We start from the raw sequence: 16262 nt of genomic DNA on the forward strand, positions 1-16262 counted from the left end.
AGGAGCATCTTATGAATTTCAATAATCGTAATAATCAGATTCTGTCTATGATTGCCGAGACTCAGTTCGATGCTTACGTTTTGGGCTATATTGCGAAGGCGCGGACAATCTCGATTGCTGATGATTCCCTTCGCATTGAGGCCGAAGGATCAGCAATGCTTGCTGGACTAATTAGCGACTCATGCAGGAAACGTCGAACTCAAAAGAATCCATTTCCATATTTGCTACTTCAGATCGCGCACGAAGCCTTGGATCGAACCAGGCTTAATCTCGCAAATGTTCGTAATATATCTAGCGCTGATGCATTGTATAAAGAGCTGCTTAGTCAGGCTGCGTGGGACGCCTCAGTTGCTATGGATAATATATCGGAATTTGTCGAGCCAGATCAGGGTAGCGTCGGAGTAATCGAGCGACTTGTCGAGTTTGCACATAATTCGGGTATTGCAGAAGGTCAAAACCTGGCGCTGGAAGCTCTTGCAGTTCTTGGCTTAGACGTCAAGAGCCATTTCTAGATACTAAAATAAAAGATTGCCTCTTTTTCAAGGAGGAAGAGCGTTGAGGATAGTTTGCCTATTGGTATTGCTGAGTCTGATCGGCGGCTGCTCCCATTCAGTCACTTTGCAGGAGCGAGCAGAGCAAGAGGCCATTTTTATCCAGGAATTCCGCCAGGAATTCGCCAAGAGGCTTCGTTACCCGCTGTTCGCACCGGGAGATGAGATCCCCGAGGCCGATGTTGTGGTGTTTTTCCGCTTCGCAAGCTCGTCGGGGCGCATAAGCAGTTGCCGGGTACAGTACGGCGAGGGGAATGTTAAGAGCCGCAGTACGCTCGATGAAGTCTTCGCCAGGCGCGTGATAGCCACCTGCCGCGAGCCCGATCTACCGGTTGCTCCGCCCGCTCTGCTGGATGGTGGTGGAGGTTTCGGCTTCAAGCAGAGAGTGATGTTTCGCAAGGAAGTGGAACGTCCCAGGTGAGCAGCGTTCAGCGTCTAGGGTCGTTGCCGCAACTTTTTCCAGCTCATGCTCAATGACGTCTAAACTTTAGTGATGTTGAGAATGAAGTGCTGGTAAAACAGAATGACTCTTACAAGTCTGCTTGTGTTTTTTGGGAGGACTAGCCTGCTCGACGGAACTTATAGATCAGTCGATCTGACCAGCAAAAAAACAATCCTATATGGGATCACCCAGCGCCCCACCTAGCCGCTTTCATGCAGGGCATAAACATGAAGCTCAAAAGCATTAGCATTTTTGCCATACTCGCCCTTTGCTACAATATCACTCTTTGTGTCGCTGAAGAACCAAAGAGCTACTTCCCACCCGGGGATTACTATAGGACTGGAAATAGTGGGCTGCTGACGATATCTCCGTTATTCGAAGGACTTCAAAAGTTTCGGATACGAAGCACTGGACACAATGCCCATGCTTGCGGATTGAATGGAACTATAGAGTCAGATCATGTGCAGGTCGACGTCCGTGGCATCGGCGATATGTCGTGCGATGTCGTTTTCAAACTGAATGATGACAGAATTACCATAGAGAAAGGAGTCGCAAGTAGGGACTGTCAGGGCTTCTGCGGGGCGGCAGCAGGTTTTACTGGCACGTATTGGAAGCCTTCCCCAATCTGCGAGCCCGCCTCTATAAAATTCAACGACAAGCAAGTGAAGAAAGCACTGAAGAATAACGAGACAGAGAAGGCCTACTGGATTTCTCGAAAACTGATAACAGAGTGTAGGGACATGTTTGAAGGTTTTGGTTATCTCTCTCGTGTTTTTCATACGGCACATCTCTCCTTGTCTGCCAAAAACCACCAATGCAAGAAGATACTAGAGAAGGGCAGCTTCTTCAGAGACCTGAAGCGAGAGTATTTGCCGGAAAAAATGCAAAATGAATATGACAAGTATTCTACTGAGTTCAATCGTCTAGAAAGCGAGTGCGAACAATCAATGAAATAACAAATTGGCTTCACTAAGCAGAGGAGACTAAGGTGGATAGAGAATTGGATCAGCCCCTTCAGCGCAATCTGGAGCGGCTATACAATTACCTAGAAAATCCAGAACGAGAGGAGGCACAGCGTGTTCTGCTCGCAGCGGAACCAGAGCCGATCCGAATTACTCACGGAATTCCTGACCTCTATACCGACTGGCTGTCATCCCCCAGCTACTCAGCACAAGGTGGATTGACGGGGCAACTGACGCAGGTCATAAGCCAGACTGCCGGGCGGCCCGTTCTAGTGTTCGACGACTACTTCAAGGTTCATGAGGTCACTATTCGTACGGTCGCCGAAACCGGAGGAGCCAACAGTATTTCGGTGAGCGACCTCCAGGTGCAATTGAACCAGCAGATCAATACCTTTATCCAAGACCGCATCGATGGTGACAAAGCCGATAAGGTCAGCCGCCTCCAGTCCAATATTTCCTATCTGATTGAAATGGGTATTAATATCGATTTCACCGCCCGTCATGAGCTTCCACCTGGTGGGCGAGGCAACAGAGCTACTATTCCGACCTCTGACCCCAACGGTGAATCAGGTGTAACGATTGGCTATGGCTTCGATGTCGGCCAGCACGATGAATCCGGCATTCAGGCTCTGAACATCGCTGAATCCACGCGCAAAAAAATTCGCCCCGCCCTCGGCTTGAAAGGAGCGAACACCGCGACCTTCCAGGCATTAGCTCAACTCATCCCGGTACTCACAGATGAAGACGGGCTGTCCCTCTTTACCGCCAAGATGATCAAGGTCACTGATCGGATGAAGGTGAAGTTCCAGCAGTGGAGCACCTTACCTCCGGCGGTCAAAACCATAGTGACAGACCTGTATTACCACTATGGTGAGTATTCCTCGTTCCCAAACTTTGAGACTGCTATTTCTCAGAGCGACTGGCCAGCCGCCATTAGGGAGTTGAGGAACTGGAATGGTACTCCCAACAGTACCGATCCGAGCGATGGCATAGCCAGGCGATTGAACAATCGCGCGGACTATCTCCAACGATCCCTGGGACTCTAGAGGAGGCAACCATGGCCGAGATCAATATCTACCAGAACCCTGGTCAATCCCTGGCTAATATCTATAAGGGTTTTGCCCGTCAATGCAATCCTGGCTTTGTCTTCCCCGAAGCACAGACTATAGAGGCATGGGACATTCCGCTGAAGCTACACCCGGAATTCGTCCCGGGCGGAGACATCAGCAAAGCGGACCAGCAGTATTCGACGTTGCTTGCCCAAGAACTAGCCAACGGCGTAACCATTGGTTTCAGGATGGTCAATGAAAAGGAACGTGTTTGCAACGGTGAGATACTTCCTTTGCTCACCTCCATGGCGCAGAATCTTGATAGAATAAAGGCTCGCTTCGGCAGCGGATATCTTGACCGCTTCAAGGGCAGCCTGAACGTCTATCCAACCGACGTTGGTCTATCTCCGGACGCCTCCGGAGGCATTTCGCAGGAGTCCGGGCTGCTGGTTTCCTACGGTGTGAACCTGCGGACACTGGCTCCAGGCACTTGGCAGGCAATGACGCTCCCCGAGGATATTAAGACGTTGGTAGGGCCTGGTGTTGGCCTACGTCTGGACGCGCCAAATTTCAGCGACGTATTCAATACGATCAAATCGGGCCTCCGCTATACGACCGCAGTAGCCTTGCTGCTGGCCTATTTTGCAGCGATCTAATGTTATCTGGCCCTCTCCTTCGATAAAGAGGGCTAGATAAAAATTATCACACCCGCTAAATAATATGTAGATACCATAGCCCTTGATTCCGGAACTCGGAGAAGCGTTATTCCACACTGTCAGGTGTTGGAAAAACTCAGCTGGTTGGCCCGCAGCGCTATTTGTAGCGGTTTGCAAACGAAAGTCGCTACACTTATCGAACTATTTTTCTAGAAGCCTGTCGACTCCCCACATGGGGAAATTCGTGTCACAGTTATAACTCCACGCTATACGTGTGGATGCCCAAACGATTTGCGTACCGATTAAGCGAGTCCAGTGATCCAAATACGCGCACAAGTTCACCTCGAGAACGTAGCGGGTAATATTGACCGTCGGGACTGTAGCGCACTTGGAGCTGCCAACCGTGGCCGGAAGGCGCCGGAATAGCACGTAAGTACCGCGCAGCTCCGGCAACCACTAGTATCTTCAGTGCCTCGGCGCTGATTGACTCACGCATGGCGACTTCGCCTCGATGGTGGCGTGTTATCCAGGGCGGCGGCGATATCTTCCGGCATCAGTTCTCGCTGCGCCTTCTTCGACAGCATCTTGCCTTGCGTTGACTGCCGCGGATTTCCCGGTACCGATTGCGAGCGCCGACTGTCGCGCTGCGCTTGGACGAGCTGGGCGACTTGCAGCACATGACCCAAGCGCTTGTTCTCGACGATGGCACCCTGGTCTATCTCGCAGAGTTTGTCGTAGGTGGTAAAGGGGAGGGCGGTGCCGTCCACCCTGGGCTCGATGCGGCCATCCGGGTAGTGGTAGATCTCGACATGATCACCCGCCAGGCGGCGGGACTGCGGAGTGTCCGCTAGCAGATACAGCACCTTGTCGTACTGCACGGTCAACCGCTGCGAAACTCGCCGCGCTTCTCGCCAGGCGAAGATCAGATCCAAATCTTCATCACTGTGCAGCGGGCGATGGCAGTCATGCTCAGAGCGCGGCGGCTTGGCAAAACGCGCGTTGTAGCTGGCCATAAAGTGGGCTGCAAAGGCATTGGCGTCGGGCATGTTGCTGATTCCGCGAAGCCGCAGCTCCTTGACCAGGCGATCCTGCAGAGTGAGGTTCGCACGCTCCACACGACCTTTGGCCTGGCTGCTGTTGGCGCAAATGCTCTCGATGTTCAACTCGTACATCGCTCGGCCGAACTGGGTATAGCCGTCGCCGCCCTGAGGCGCCTTATGGTTACTGCGGAACACGCTGGCTTTGTCGCTGTAGAAGGCCAGCGGCTTTCCATGCCGCTCCAGGTAGGCGCGGGTGGCGGTGAAGTAGCTGAAGGTCGATTCGGCCTCGGTGAAATGCAGGTGCATCAGCTGGCTGGTTGCATCATCAATGAAGACCAGCAGCGTGCAGGCCGGTCCACGATCCTCGAACCAGCGATGATCGCTGCCATCGATCTGGATCAGTTCGCCGCAACAGGCGGCCGGTTGCGTGGCTGATAGACCTTGGGCGGCCGTTGCTTGCGCGGTACCCACATGCCGGCATCAACCATGATCCGTCGTACCGTTTCTTTGGCCAGCTTAAGGCCGTGGCACTCGACCAGTTTTTCCTGGGCCAGAGTTGGACCAAAGTCGCTATAGTTCCGTCGAATCAAGCTAATGGCGCGATTCTCCAGACCTGGCGACAGCTGCCGGTTACTCGGCTGACCACGTCGACGAGATGTTAGGCCGGCTGGGCCGTCCTCGCGATAACGCAGAACCAGCCGGTGCACCTGACGTGTCGTCAGGCGCAGACGCTGCGCCGCAGCGGCAGGTTTCAACCGACCCTCGATGATTGCCTCGATGACCTTGAGGCGATCCAGCTCCCGCATGCTCATTGTGACCCATCCGCAAGTTGCCGCAGTCATGGCGTGCCTCCGGTGATGCAGGAGGGAAACCCTAGACGCCGATTTGGGACATTTCTATTTGGCTAGATCGAGACATTACTATTTGGCCTTAACATTCTTGCTTCGCATAATGCTCGGCCTTATGTTGAGCGCCGCCCGGACAATACGGCGGCTCCGGGCGGCGCGTAACATAGGGCCGATTATGCGCAAGCCTGACCCTCTCCCTGTACCGCAGCATCTGATCGATCAAGCGACGCTGTACGCGCCGTCTCGCGATCCTCTCGATGCCGTGTGTTATGTCCTGAATGACTATCCCAAGCTCGTTGCCGATATCCGCCATCTGCGTCGCCGCCTTGCTGATCTGGATCAGGAGGGCGCGGATATGGATGTTCGGATCGAGGCCTTGCAGTCAGCCTGCAGGGCGATCCTGGAGCTTTGATCGGCCCGGCTGTCACCAGAGTGACTTGTCGCTCTGGTGATGGCTGGGGGACAAGCGAAGCGCGTCAGCGTCGGCGCGCGCCGCCGGCCGGGAGCGGAAGGCATGAGCGATAGGCCGAAGGCGCGGCCGACGCCCCTGTAACACGTCAGATAAACCCCCCTCAAAAAGCTCATTATTGGGCGTTTGGTCTGGAGGCCGCGCGCCACTAGGCTTCCAGAAACGGCATTTTTGCCGATAATTCTGTATGTCGAATGCATGTAGTATGTGCCACATACATATGTTTACATGAGTGGAAGGCTCGAAAACCTCTTCCGAGCTTGGTGCGACGACTTGACACGACAGGCTCTTCTTTTATGTAGAACATATGTATGTCATATTGCTCTCGAAGCAACATACATAGGTTCACCATGAAGATTACCGCTGACCAAACCCGCGAGCTTCTCCAGCTTCTTGTTGAGGTAGATGGGCAATCAAAGGCTGCTGCTAAACAGGTCTTCAATGGAATCACTCCAGATGGTCGTTTAGCGCTGCTGCACGACTTACGTCGAAGGAAGTTGCTGGCGAAGCCTGCGCCGGCTCAGCAATTGGCAAAGGGCGAGGAGGAGGGTGAGAAAGTGCGCGCTGGCAAGGCCAAAAAGGTGCCTTACACGCTTCTGATGCCGCCAGATCAATTGGAAGCTCTACGAAATCTCGCGGAAAAGGACGACACGTCCGTTTCGCACCATATCCGGCAAGCGGTCAGGGCTTACCTGCGCACGCGGCTGGTGTAATCGCTGGCTAAGGGAGCGGCAACTCCCCAAGCCAGCTAACCAAAAATGATCGAAGGGAGATCATGAATGGCTACTGTAAATTCTACTGAAACCCCCGTTTTCTCTGGCTGGCATATGTTCGCGACAGGTGCCTGCCATGGGGCTGAACATGAAAAAATATCAAGTTCAGCCAGCGTTCTAAATGCGATTTCACTCATTGGGAAGACGGTTCTGGTCGAGCTGGTGTGGGAGGATGACTCGGAGACGCTATGGCGCTGTGTGCGAATTGCCGGGGTAGTTCTTGCTTTGGAGGGTGTCTATGAACATCCGCACTTCATGGTGTTTAGCCTGTTCGGAAGCGAGACTTATCCAAGTGAGATGTTCTGGTCGGACATTCGTACGTTGCGGGTGTTGAAGCATCGGGTGGACTAACCGATAAGGCTTCACTGGCTAGAAAGCAAGGAAACCCCGGTAGAGCGATCTCCGGGGTTTTTCGTGGATCCTGGCCGCCTGGAAATGCTTAAGGCTTCGCATAATGTATATTATGTTAAACGATAGGCCATGTTGAGAATGTTCATGAGAAGCCTCCGCTCCGGAGTACCTGGAAGTGAAGATCCGAATTCTAAGCACCTAAACATCCAAACCTAGGTATTTTGCCCCGGTTTAGATCTTGTCTTCCTCAGCCGGTAGTGAGTCTAAAACCCCGGCTCAGCTGGCCATGCGACTGCTAAAATTCGAGACTTTTCCTGCGAAACGGATTTATAGCCGGCGCGAGCACCTCGCGCCGGCCATTTCCCGCTTTACAGACGCACCTCTCCTGCATTCGTCAGCAAATGTCGGCGCGCCATCCACAGGTTCGACAGCGCGAACAGTGTCACCAACTGCGCGGTGTTCTTCGCCAGGCCACGGAAGCGTGTCTTCACGTAGCCGAATTGGCGCTTGATCACCCGGAACGGGTGCTCGACTTTGGCGCGCACCTGGGCCTTGGATTTCTCGATCTTGCGCTTGGCTTTGTACAGCGCACTGCGCTTACTCAGCTTCTTGTACATACTGCGGCGGGCCGCAATCTGCCAGATCACCTCCCGGCCTTCATGTTCCGGGCGTTTCTCTACGCCGGTGTAACCCGCGTCGGCGCCGACCATGTTTTCCTTTCCATGCAGCAGTTTGTCGACCTGGGTAACGTCAGCAACGTTGGCTGCCGTCCCCACCACGCTGTACACCAGGCCAGACTCGGCATCCGCGCCGATGTGGGCCTTCATGCCGAAGTAATACTGATTGCCCTTCTTGGTCTGGTGCATTTGCGGGTCACGCTTACCGTCCTTGTTCTTGGTCGAACTCGGCGCATGGATCAGCGTGGCATCGACGATGGTGCCCTGGCGCAGCGACAGGCCCCGATCGCCCAGGTAACCATTGATCACCGCCAGAATCCCGGCCGCCAACTCGTGCTTCTCCAGCAGGCGACGGAAATTGAGGATGGTGGTTTCGTCGGGAATACGCTCTAGGTTCAGCCCGGCAAACTGGCGCAAGATTGTGGTCTCGTACAGCGCCTCCTCCATCGCTGGATCGCTGTAGCCGAACCAGTTCTGCATCAAATGTACGCGCAGCATCGCCATCAGCTGATACGCCGGACGACCACCTTCACCCTTGGGGTAGTGCGGCTCGATCAGGGCAATCAAACCCTTCCACGGCACCACCTGATCCATCTCGATCAGGAACAACTCTTTGCGGGTCTGCTTGCGCTTGCCGGCGTACTCGGCGTCGGCGAAGGTCATTTGCTTCATCGGGAAACTCGGGCAACGGGATCGGCGTATTTCACCAGATTCGGGAAGTCTTTTTCAGACCATCCCTTGTGTTACTACTTGGGTCGACCTCGCGGCCACAGAAAATAGGATCACTCAGCAGCCAGCTAACTAGCACTGGATGCATGGGACCATGCTTGTCTGCTAACAGCGAGAGTTCTTCCTTTGATCGCTCTTCCACCCGACCAGCCAACCAGATGGATTCGGCTGTTGGGTAGTGCCTAAGCAGTGTTTCTGCCTGACGTCGTATGCTCTCAGGAAGGCTCTTATCCTTGGACAGAACCTGCAAAAACTCACGCGTCTGCACAACGCTACGGGTGCGTTCGTATACCGTCGTCATTGTTCTGCTCCCGTGTTTTCTACAGGATTCCCGCCTACTTCTAACATTCTCTACTGCTTGCTACAGGACGTGCCCATTTCTTAAGGCGTTGATTCGGCTCGGGAGCTTGAGCTGTCGCCTGGACATAAGGCTTACATTGCGCGACCGCCACTGTCAGCGATCCGACGCAACTACCCTCTGAAAGACTTACAGTCATGATGATGCGCATATGTGCTTGTAGCTGCGGCTCCGAGCCTGGCAACACCGGGAGCATGCTCACAGTAGCAAGCTGCTAAACAAACACAACCGGGTCCGGACTTTTGATCACGTTAAGAGGTGGCAGAGTGTTGTCGTGCTTCTGAAAATAGGCGTTTATAGCCAACGCTTCATACCAAAACAAACGCCCAGTTAGCATGTGGTCCGGCTCGGGCTGGATCGGAAAGAATGCAATCTGCATTTGAGCAGTCTCTCCTTGCGGCCAGCGCCAGGCTGCCGAATGGCCGGCATAACGGTCATCCCAAAAGATTCCTGCCGATGAGGCAAACTGAGCCATGCGTGCTTTAAAATTTTTCGTTTGCCCGACGTATTGCAAATTCGCTTCATCTGGAGCGGGAATCGTGGATATAGGTGCCCAAGCTATACAATAGATACCCGCCGCGTTCTTAATGCTGGCCAAGCTCGGGTTAATCGTCTGTGACCGTCGTCCTCTGCCGGGCCAGAAGCACTCTGCGATTTCTACCCAAGGGAACCAGCGGTTATCGTGTGGTGCGAGGTCAAATAACTCTGAAGGCATGATCTTTCCAGTGAGTACGAGGTGCGGGTCAGGGCGACCCACGTTCATTTTATTCGCCAGGCGGTAAGCAGCGGCACCACCAACTCCCACTGCTCGCACTTGTGCCAGGCCCGGTACTGCTCATCACACCGATCGGTGTGGCGTACCAGAATCGCTGCCACTTCGCAGTGCTCGACATCGAGGTCGAGCTCGAAGGACTTGGCGGTGCGGCCAACGATTCGATCGTGGGCGTCCAGGATCAGGAAGCGGTCGTCCTGCGGCTGGATTGTGAGGAGATCGCCCGGCTCGAGGCTTGCAAGTGCTCTGTGGACGGTCGAGCTTGATGGCTGGCGTCCAGCAAAATCCAGGTCGATGTCCTTGAGCGAGAGCTGCAGGTAGCGCTTCTCGAGTTCTGGGATGGGCTCGCCGACGAAGCGCTTACCTATCACCTCTTGGGTTAGGTTGCGTACGAAGGGATTGCCTCCCGGAAATTCACATAGGGTTAGGGTCTGCTCGGCGCGGGTCATGCCCACGTAATAGAGTCGGCGCTCGTCGCTCAGGGTGTCGGGCTGCGATGACCAGCCACCGTCCAAGACTACCACGTGCCGAAACTCCAGCCCCTTGGCCGAGTGCACCGTGCCCAGGTACAGCCCCTGCTTTGGTTGTTGGCGCAGCTCGCGTGCGTAGTCGTATAGCCAGTCGATCAGCGTGTGGGCGGCGAGCGGGCATTGCCCGAACTCAGCAGTAAGCTGTTCGAATGCGGTCATGAAGAAGCCGTACCAATCCGGCACCAAGGCCGTCTCGCTCAGAGGCACCCATGCTTCGGCGGCCGTGACCGGTTCGGTGATCGCGCGGAGCCCTTCGACCGCGCGCACAAAGCCCCGTTGGGCCGTAAGTGGCAATGCACTGTCCTTGTCCGCGGCCAGGCAGTACTGCACGCCGTGCGCCTCGCACCACGCCTGAACCGGGAGCAGGTACTGGTGGGTGCGCGCCAGTACGGCGCAGCCCTGCCAATCCTCGGGGTCCAGTGTGAGCAGCCGTTGCAGCTCGGCCATCGCTGCTTGGGCCTGAACGTTTGCGCGTGTGTCGTCTTCGGCGTCGACCCTCAAACGCAGCACCCACCCTGCCCGCTCCGGATCCAGGCTCTCCCAGTCGCCACCTTTGGGTCGCTCACGACGGGCCGTGTCGATCTGAATGGGGTGATCCTGTTTCAGGCGATCGGGGTTACGCCCGATGACACTGTTGGCGGCTTCGATGATGCAGGCACTGGAGCGGTAGTTATCGACCAGATAGCTGGTCGACGCCGAGTAGTCTTCGCGAAAGCGCTCGATGTAGCGGTTGTTGGTGTCGCGCCAGGCATAGATGTTCTGGTCGTCGTCGCCCACCGCCAAGATGCACAGGCGCCCTTCTTCCTCGGCCTTGCGCCCGGCCAGCGCACTGACCAGGCGGTATTGCAGGTCGTCGATGTCCTGGTATTCGTCGACTAGGATGTAGCGGTACCCGCGCATCAACTGTTCGCGCAGGTCATCCTCGCCCTCGACCTGACGCTTGCCTTCGAGCAGCTCGACGGCCTCGCTCATCACCTGGGCGAGCCGCCCCTCCTCGACCGTCTCGCCGCGTTCGAAGCGGGTTCCCGTTAGGCGCATGGCCATGCGGTGGTAGGTCATGACGTTGACCCCGAACGCATCGGGCCCAACCAGCCTCAGCAGGCGCTGCTTGATCTCGTTGGCCGCATGCCGGTTGAAGGTCAGCGCCACGATGCAGCGTGCCGGAACCCGGCGTACGCGTAGCAGATAGGCAATGCGGTGAACGATGACCCGTGTCTTGCCCGAGCCGGGGCCTGCCAGCACCAGGCGGTTGACGTCATCGTCATCGGAGACGATGACCCGCTGCGCGGCGCTCAGCTTCTCGACGATGCTGCGCCAGGACTCTTCGCTGGTGGCAAGCTTGAGCACCTCCTCGCGCCCGGCGAAGTAGCGTCGGATAAACTCCTGTTTGGCCAGGGTGAAGTAGTGCTTCACCAGGTCGCGGGCTTCGCGCATCGAGCCCAGTGCAACCTCGGCATACTCGCGCATCACGTGCACCTGAATGCGCTTCTCGCGGTAGTGCTCGTCCAGGCGCTGATAGTCGTCTTTGAGGTACCCGGTGCGCTTGTCCGGCTCGACTTCGATGGTCATGGCGCGACGCATCACCGTCATGCCGTGGTTGAGGGTCAGTACGTCTTGTTTGTGCAGATAGAGCAGCACGTGCTCAATGGCTTTGCGGCGCTGGGATTCCGGGATGCGGCTGCGCAGGTCCAGGTCCTGGTCGATCAGGTCCATGAGTTCACCAAACGTGGTGTCGACCAACAGATCCTTGCTGCGCGAGCCTGGCGGCAGCTTGCCGATCAGAAACGGCAGCACCACCGCGGCGAGGGCGCGACGGCGCTCCCCCAACCCTTGAATGCCCCGCCAGTTATACCCACCGCGGATGCGCAGCTTGAGAAAGTCCTGGCTGATCTGGCGCAGCTCGAAGCTGCTGCGCAGTTGCGTTTCGCTGTCGTGATCCTGAGCCAGGCTCCGGAGCAGACGCAGTACGTGCAGCGGTATGAGTTCCTGATTGCCCGTGGCGGTTTTGAGCGCTGCGGTCAGCAACGGCAGGTTCAGATCCTGCCAGTCGCCGCTCTCGGCCTCGGGTGCCTGCTCCTGCAAGAGATCGAACAGCGCCGACTCGAGCTCAAGCGTGGCTTGCAGGCGCTGTGTGGACGGTCCGACCACGCCGTGGCGCACGTAGAGGGTGAGCTTGGAGTCGTTGACCAGCAGGCCTAAATCTTCCATCTGCCGCAGGGTCGCGGTGACCTCTTCGGAGGTCAGGCTGGTCAGGGCCATCAGCGCGTCGGTGTTGATGCGCTCATCCGCACTCGCGTCATAGAGAAAACTCAGAATGGCCTTGAACTCTTCCAGCCTGCGGGCGGGTAACTTGGCATTGGCCAGGCGCTTGTCGGCCTCTTCTTTCGAGAGCTTCAGGCTCGCGGGGAAGATCTGGGTCTGGTTTTCCTCACGCCTTAGAAACTGCCCACGCTCGAGCCACGCCACGGCGGTGACGACCTTCGTTTCGGCGTCGCGCTCACCGGCTTCGAAGCTCGTCTCGACCTGCTCGTCCATCAGCACTTCGCCGGCGGTGATGACGACTTTGCCGCCCTTGCGCCGCTCGCTCTCCTTACGCAGTTTGCGCAGGATCTGCTGAATGTCGCGCAGGGTCAGTTTCGAGCCCTCGCACATGCCGAACTGGTTTTCGATGTCCTGGGCGTCGTACAGCAGCACGCAGCGCGCCTCGCCTTGGTCGCGCCCCGCCCGGCCGGCTTCCTGCAGGTAGTTTTCCAGCGAACCTGGAATGTCGGCATGCACGACCAGGCGAATGTCGGACTTGTCCACGCCCATGCCGAAGGCATTGGTGGCCACGATGATCTTGAGCTCGCCGCTCTTGAATGCGTCCTGAATGTCCTTTTTCTCGTGGGGCTCGAGCCCGGCATGAAAGTACTTGCAGGCCCAGCCATGGCCAATCAGGAAGTCCGCCAGTTCCTCGGCACCCTTGCGGCTGGAGACGAAGACCACTGCCCCGCCCTCGTTCCGACCCAGTTCGTCCTCGAGCAGCGCCTGGGTGTGGTGGCGCTTCTCGGCTCGGGCGCAAGGCAGTACCTCGAAGTGCAGATTGGTGCGCTCGTGGGTCCCGATGAAGCGCTCGAAGGTGATGTCGAGCTGGTCCTTGAAGTGCAGCACGATGTCTTCCAGCACATCGGGCTTGGCCGTGGCGGTGAAGCAACCGATGGCGGCCAGCTCACCGTCACCTGTGAACTGCTTGATGAAGCGCGAGACGTAGAGGTAGTCCGGGCGAAAGTCCGCGCCCCATTTGGACAGGCAGTGGGCCTCGTCGAAGATCCAGGCACCGACCTGGCGCTGGGCAATGGCCCGGCGGAAGGCCTTGTTGCGAAATTGCTCGGGCGAGACCAGCAAGATGCCCACGTCCCCCAGCTGAATCTTCTCCAGCACCTCGGCCCGCTCGGGCATGGTTAGCAGGCCATTGAGGGTGGCGGCGCATTGGACGTTGCGGGCCAGCAGGCCATCGACCTGGTCCTTCATAAGTGACTGCAGCGGCGAGATGATCACCGTGAGACTGCCGTTGCGATGAAAACGGTTCAGCGCCGGGAGCTGGTAGCACAGCGATTTGCCCCCTCCCGTCGCGAGAATGGCCAACACGTGCTTGCCCTGCATGCCCGCCAACACCACGTCGTGCTGCAGGGTGCGGCCGTCAGGTTCGGTACGAAAGTCGTCGAAGCCGAAGTAACGCTTGAGCTCGTGGCGTGGGTCGTGGGTGGTGCTGCAGTAACCGCAGTTCGCTTGCCCGCAGGGCGTGTCGCGCAGCTCGGCGATCAGGCGGCCCACTTCTGGAAACTGGTGACGTACCCAGGGGGCCAGCACCGAGTTGCCGCCCGAGACCCGTAGCCAGGCCAGGGCATAGGCCAGGGGCCAATGCAGGGACTCGTCCAGCAGGTCGGTTTCGAGCAGCTGCTCCAGGCGGGTGCTGCAGACCTTGAAGGCACGGGTCAGGGTCGGGTCGGTTTCTCTGAGAAGCTCGGGGATGAGGCTGCGTAGTTCGGTGACCGGTTTGGGGCTTTTGCCGCTGAGCGAGGCAAAGAACGAGCCCAAGTCACTTTTGAGTGTTGGAGCCAGTAGCGTCTGGTAGCACAGGAGCTCGGCCTGGTGGCTCGTGTTGAGCTCGGCGAAGGCCATGCGCTGGTCGTTGAACAGGGTGAGCGTGGAACGGCAGTCGGTCAGTGGTGAGTTGAGGCTGTCACGAATGAGTTTGTAGTCCTTGACCAGGCGGTGATACGGGCTTTGCGGAAAGGCCAGGGGCGATAGGCGCAGGGTATCGATCACCGGGAGCCCGTGCAGGGCAAGGTCTGGGGCCTGCTGTTTGAGGATCGGCAGGTCATGGTCGATGACGTTGTGGCCGAGCACGAAGCTTGCGCCCTGCCCCAGGCTGTCCAGTGCATCGAGGACGCTGGGCAGGTCCTTGTCGACCTTGCGTTCGAGTTCCTCGCCCGTGTCGGGGCGTAGGGCACCGACCATGAAGATGCGGTCAGGTTGGTCGGCATTGCCGGGGGCGACTTCCAGATCGAAGATCAGGCTTTTGGGTTGAGACGGTGAAGCCATCCGGACGGCGATCCTTGCAACAGACTACGGGGCTGCCTGCACTGTAGCGGCAAACGCCCGGTGTGAGTAGGTGCGTGAGGTCGCGGTGGGGGGCGGGGGTCTCCGACGGGTGTGAGTTAGAGCAACAGCGAAAGAGCAAAAGAGCAAGATTAGACGTCACCCGGCTGGGCCGGGTCGCGCTGGCATGCTGCGCATCGAGCCGGCCGGTGCCGTCTTGGCCCCAGGGGCGCGTTCATCGCTGACGGGGGGCGATGGCTGGTTTCGGCCGATTCTGTTGAAAAAGTCTCGTCGCGGTTTTTGCCCATGAAAAAGCGTTAGCGGTGTTGAAATCTGGTTCGCTCAGAAGACGGAACTGTCTTGGTTTTTACGTAGCAACGCCAAAGTCGAGCGATTTTTGAGCTCCCGAACAACAGCTCTTTCAGAATCCGACTTTTTCAACAGAATCGGCCAGAAGCGGCCAGTCGGCCCAGTAAATAAATCCCCTTATCTTTCCTTTTCTTTGTCCCCTTTTCTTGTATAGGGCAGATAGAAGTGGTGGGTAAGGGGTTTCAGTTGCGGTAGGCTGGCTCCGTTTCCTATCAGCTCAGCTATGCTCATTTCGCTAATCGGGAGGGCGTTATGCCAGTGGAAATCGACTCAAAAAGGCGGCCAATCGATCAGCCATGCAAGCACTGTGGCGGGCTGTTCACCGCAAAGGCATTGCGGAAGCACATCGACAAATGCCTCGGACCAGAGGGCGTCAGGGTCTGCGATCTGAGTGGTGCGGCGCGCGCAAGGCGTTTGCGGCTTTTGGTTGATGGACCGAAGAAGAAAAAGGGTCGAAGTGTCTTTACGGTTTCGGGCGGTGCTTACGGTTTGGGTAAAAGCAGAAAGCACTAGACTTCATTTAGATGCAAATCAGGCTGTTAAGAGAGTTTATGTGAGAAAGTGGTTTGTATCTCCAGCGGTGGTCGCATGGGTTGCTGTTGCAATTAGCTTCCTGCAGCTGCTGCTCAGTGCTCCTTTGCTATCAAATTTTTATATGTCGGGGAATCTATCTGTTTCGAAAATGAAATGGGATCTATCGGGGCCTTCTGCTGGACGATTCTTTCTGTCCAATATCGGTCGTGGTAATTCTCGTAATGTGGAGGTTGGATTACTGATTCATCCAAACGGCTACATACAGCTAACACCTGATCTCAAGCATGTCGTTGAATGCCAAGAAAAAGTAATTGCCATTAGAAACTGTCGGATATCTATAAAGCAAATACCGCCCGGCGAGCGAGTCATGGTGAGTATTTTTCGGGGGGCAAAAGCCGAGATTGATACCGAGAAAAGACTTGAAATGCTTATCTCGATCGGAATGACTGTACCGCGGCTTGAGTACGTGTACTCGGATGATGGCGTAACCAAAGCATCATGGGATATTCAGAATAATACTGAGTATTCCGGCCAGGTAATCCGCTAAGAAAATCCTGAAGAAGACTTCCTG

At 56.5% G+C, this 16262-nt stretch carries 13 protein-coding genes and 1 pseudogene; 9 read left to right on the plus strand and 5 right to left on the minus strand.

Going from position 1 to position 16262, the window contains the following annotated elements; all coding sequences use genetic code 11:
• Positions 1 to 11 precede the first annotated feature (11 nt).
• The 5 genes from M6E97_RS11290 (at position 12) to M6E97_RS11310 (ending at position 3660) form a co-directional block, all read left to right on the plus strand.
• A complete protein-coding gene (locus M6E97_RS11290) occupies positions 12 to 512 on the plus strand; it encodes a hypothetical protein (protein ID WP_003131852.1) in 501 nt (166 codons plus the stop codon).
• A 43-nt stretch (positions 513 to 555) separates the two neighbouring features.
• Positions 556 to 972: a hypothetical protein gene (locus tag M6E97_RS11295; protein WP_003111054.1), complete on the plus strand. Its 417-nt coding sequence runs from the start codon at positions 556 to 558 to the stop codon at positions 970 to 972.
• Positions 973 to 1220: 248 nt separating this feature from the next.
• Complete coding sequence (locus tag M6E97_RS11300; protein WP_003131854.1) at positions 1221 to 1949, plus strand: hypothetical protein; 729 nt, start codon at positions 1221 to 1223, stop codon at positions 1947 to 1949.
• Between the two features lie 32 nt (positions 1950 to 1981).
• The gene (locus M6E97_RS11305; RefSeq protein WP_003131856.1) at positions 1982 to 3001 is read left to right on the plus strand and encodes a pesticin C-terminus-like muramidase; all 1020 of its coding nucleotides are present in this window, start codon (positions 1982 to 1984) and stop codon (positions 2999 to 3001) included.
• Between the two features lie 11 nt (positions 3002 to 3012).
• A complete protein-coding gene (locus tag M6E97_RS11310) occupies positions 3013 to 3660 on the plus strand; it encodes a DUF3218 family protein (RefSeq protein ID WP_003131858.1) in 648 nt (215 codons plus the stop codon).
• Between the two features lie 488 nt (positions 3661 to 4148).
• On the opposite strand, the pseudogene M6E97_RS11315 reads toward M6E97_RS11310, so the two are convergent.
• A pseudogene (locus tag M6E97_RS11315) lies at positions 4149 to 5542 on the minus strand (ISNCY family transposase).
• A gap of 181 nt (positions 5543 to 5723) precedes the next feature.
• On the opposite strand from M6E97_RS11315, the gene M6E97_RS11320 reads away from it, so the two are divergent.
• The 3 genes from M6E97_RS11320 to M6E97_RS11330 all read left to right on the plus strand — a co-directional run bounded on the left by M6E97_RS11320 (position 5724) and on the right by M6E97_RS11330 (position 7141).
• Positions 5724 to 5960: a hypothetical protein gene (locus tag M6E97_RS11320; RefSeq protein WP_073651068.1), complete on the plus strand. Its 237-nt coding sequence runs from the start codon at positions 5724 to 5726 to the stop codon at positions 5958 to 5960.
• Positions 5961 to 6367: 407 nt separating this feature from the next.
• Complete coding sequence (locus tag M6E97_RS11325; RefSeq protein WP_016852910.1) at positions 6368 to 6730, plus strand: ribbon-helix-helix protein, CopG family; 363 nt, start codon at positions 6368 to 6370, stop codon at positions 6728 to 6730.
• A 66-nt stretch (positions 6731 to 6796) separates the two neighbouring features.
• Positions 6797 to 7141 carry a hypothetical protein gene (locus M6E97_RS11330; RefSeq protein ID WP_011666650.1) on the plus strand — a complete coding sequence of 115 codons (345 nt, stop codon included), beginning with the start codon at positions 6797 to 6799 and terminating at the stop codon, positions 7139 to 7141.
• A 368-nt stretch (positions 7142 to 7509) separates the two neighbouring features.
• Here the strand turns inward: M6E97_RS11330 and M6E97_RS11335 are convergent, their stop codons facing one another.
• From M6E97_RS11335 to M6E97_RS11345, 4 genes are all read right to left on the minus strand, one after another.
• A complete protein-coding gene (locus tag M6E97_RS11335; protein ID WP_058164386.1) occupies positions 7510 to 8490 on the minus strand; it encodes an IS5-like element ISPst5 family transposase in 981 nt (326 codons plus the stop codon).
• 31 nt (positions 8491 to 8521) lie between these two features.
• Positions 8522 to 8848, minus strand: a complete 327-nt coding sequence (locus M6E97_RS31125) for a BPSL0761 family protein (protein WP_283222622.1) — start codon at positions 8846 to 8848, stop codon at positions 8522 to 8524.
• Positions 8849 to 9119: 271 nt separating this feature from the next.
• The gene (locus M6E97_RS11340; protein ID WP_134281587.1) at positions 9120 to 9668 is read right to left on the minus strand and encodes a hypothetical protein; all 549 of its coding nucleotides are present in this window, start codon (positions 9666 to 9668) and stop codon (positions 9120 to 9122) included.
• A complete protein-coding gene (locus M6E97_RS11345) occupies positions 9665 to 14791 on the minus strand; it encodes a RecQ family ATP-dependent DNA helicase (protein ID WP_267262549.1) in 5127 nt (1708 codons plus the stop codon). The genes M6E97_RS11340 and M6E97_RS11345 overlap by 4 nt, the downstream gene beginning before the upstream one ends.
• Before the next feature lie 760 nt (positions 14792 to 15551).
• On the opposite strand from M6E97_RS11345, the gene M6E97_RS11350 reads away from it, so the two are divergent.
• Complete coding sequence (locus M6E97_RS11350) at positions 15552 to 16238, plus strand: hypothetical protein (RefSeq protein WP_134281588.1); 687 nt, start codon at positions 15552 to 15554, stop codon at positions 16236 to 16238.
• Positions 16239 to 16262 lie beyond the last annotated feature (24 nt).

This window comes from Pseudomonas sp. B111 (assembly GCF_026428275.1).
Classification (GTDB): domain Bacteria; phylum Pseudomonadota; class Gammaproteobacteria; order Pseudomonadales; family Pseudomonadaceae; genus Pseudomonas; species Pseudomonas aeruginosa.